This is a genomic window from Streptomyces colwelliae (assembly GCF_048158785.1).
Classification (GTDB): Bacteria; Actinomycetota; Actinomycetes; order Streptomycetales; family Streptomycetaceae; genus Streptomyces.
The window spans coordinates 1-2,321 of sequence record NZ_JBLTJC010000701.1; the positions used below are offsets into that span (position 1 = coordinate 1).

A 2,321-nucleotide genomic window follows, 5' to 3' on the forward strand; every position below is an offset into this window, starting at 1 on the left:
GCGCCCCATGGGGCGTGCGACCTCCGGTGTCAAGGGCATGAGTTTCCGCGAGGGCGACCAGCTTCTCTCGATGAATGTTGTTCGACCCGGTACGTTCGTGTGCTGCGACTGCCGCCGGGCGAGGGCGAGTCGGACCTCCTCCAACTCCCGCACGACGACCTGTTCCACACGGATCTGCTGCTTGCGGCGCGGTGTTTGACGGGGGCCCCGAGGGTCGCCGATGTCGGTCTGCGGCGACGGATCGTCGGGGCGGTGTGGGCGTTGCTGGAGACGACGGAGTACGAGGGGGAGCGGCAGCGGGCCGCGGAGGCGATCGTCGGGGTGGTGGGTTCGGCGGAGCAACTGACCGAGGTCATCGGCTATATCGGCGACGAACGGCGGGGTGTCGCGGCACGAGTCGCCTTGGTGGACGCCTTGGTCGCGCACGGTGGGCGGAATGTGGGGGAGCGGCTGCTCGGAGTGCTGGTACTCCGCTCCGGACATCCCGATCGGCTGCGGGAGCAGCTCGTCGATGCCGTCGGCCTTCTGCGCGTGGAGAGTGCCGTACCCATGCTGACGGCGGAACTGGCCGAACTGCTGGGCCAGTTGTCGTCCTCGACGACGGGCTCTCACGACTACTATTCCCGGATCGGCCTAATCCGTGCCGTTCTGTGGGCGCTGGGCGCGACAGGAGCACCGGCCGGCATCTTCGTGCGCACCATCGACACCTACGGCGAGTCGGGCTCCTTCGCCGACATCGTCGAGGGGATCGAGGACTGGTGGGCGGACGCGAGGGGTTCCGGTGTCCAGGAATGGCTTCTTGGGCTTCTCCTGCGGCCCAACGGCTGGTTCTACGAGCGCTGGAAACTGGCCACCGTGTATCTGGGCATGGCGGGCGATCCCGGAGCCGGAGTTCTCCTTGACGCCGTGCGGTCCAGGTCGACGAGGGACCATCAGAAGGTCTCCCTCATGGTGGCCCTGACGGAGTACACGGCCAAGGGGCACGGCTGGGCGTACCGTGACGCTCTCCTCGCTCTCGCCCGTGACGAGGACGTGATCTGGCAGGCCCGTTGGCTGGCCCTCGAATGCCTTGACCGCAGCCCGGGGAACATCGAGGAAATCCAGCCACTCATCGAAGCCCGGGACGTGCGCGTGTCCGTGGCCGCCGCCGCGACCTCGGCCGCCTGGGGGACACCACTCGGACTCGACATCGTCCGGGACGCCATCCTGGACGGTGCCGTGCCCCACGATCTGGAGTACGAGGTGGGGCCGGGCCGGTCCTACTCCTGGCCGGGCAGGAACTCCCATCGCCTCGCCGAGGTCCTGTCCCCGTACGGCGACCTCGGTATCGCACAGGGTTTCTTCGGCATGGACCTGGCATCCCCCGTAACGGCCGACCATGCCCTCGGCTGGCTCAACGAGCTGGCTCCCGAGGCGGGGGTGGATCTCTATCTACGGTTGGGCGGACAGGGGCGCTTGGGCATCGGATCGCCGACTCCGACACAGGTTCCGCCCTCGCGGGCGCATGCGGTTCTTGAGTACACGCGTGGTGCCGGTATGTCGTCGGAGTACGAGACGAAGAGCCTTCTGTCGGCCGCCGCCGCATCTGCCGACGACGCCGAGTCGGTCGGCCTGTTGTTGTGGCACGTCCGGCAGTCGGTCGGCGAGATCGGCCGCCACGCCTACGACCTCGCCCACACCGTAAGCCGCCGCGCCCGAGTCCGAGTCCTCACCGACCACACCATCGAGCCCCTCCCCTGACCGCCTGACCGTCAGACAGGCCGCCCGATCAACATCGCCGGCGCCCCCGCCACCCGAGTAAGAAACACAGTCGCCGAGTTGGGCCCCTGAAGCTTCACCTTCCGCCGCAACTCCTCCGGCTCGACGGCCGACCCCCGCTTCTTCACGGTGAGCACGCCCACCCCCCGCTCCCGCAGCAACGCCTTCAACTTCTTGACCCCAAACGGAAGTTGATCGGTGATCTCATAGGCGGAGGCATACGCGGTAGGCCGTAGCTCATCCGCTGTCACATAGGCGATGGTCTCGTCGATGAGCCCGCCCCCGACCTCCTCCGCGACCTCGGCGACGAGGTGGGCGCGGATGACGGCACCATCGGGTTCGTACAAGTACCGCCCCACGGGACGGACTTCAGGGTCGGGAAGCCCGCGCCCGTGCAGAACTCGCGGACCCGGCAGCAGCCCTACGGCGCACACGAGGGCGGCCGCGAGGAAGGCGCGCCACAGGAGCGTGGCCGTGCGGTGCGGCATGGTTCAGCGCCGGGACTCGCGCCTATCTCTGCGGCCCGCTGCCCTTCATGCGCGCGATGCGTACGCAACTGCTCG

Annotated in this window: 1 protein-coding gene and 2 pseudogenes; 2 read left to right on the forward strand and 1 reads right to left on the reverse strand. The window is 68.4% G+C overall.

Going from position 1 to position 2,321, the window contains the following annotated elements; translation table 11 throughout:
- A pseudogene (locus ACNFOC_RS53370) lies at positions 1 to 139 on the forward strand (DNA gyrase C-terminal beta-propeller domain-containing protein); the annotation flags it as partial.
- Positions 100 to 1,740, forward strand: coding sequence for a hypothetical protein (locus ACNFOC_RS53375; RefSeq protein WP_416966168.1), 1,641 nt, complete (start codon positions 100 to 102; stop codon positions 1,738 to 1,740). The pseudogene ACNFOC_RS53370 and the gene ACNFOC_RS53375, both read left to right, overlap by 40 nt.
- 11 nt (positions 1,741 to 1,751) lie before the next feature.
- Here the strand turns inward: ACNFOC_RS53375 and ACNFOC_RS53380 are convergent.
- Positions 1,752 to 2,177 (reverse strand): annotated as a pseudogene (locus ACNFOC_RS53380) (THUMP-like domain-containing protein); the annotation flags it as partial.
- Positions 2,178 to 2,321 lie beyond the last annotated feature (144 nt).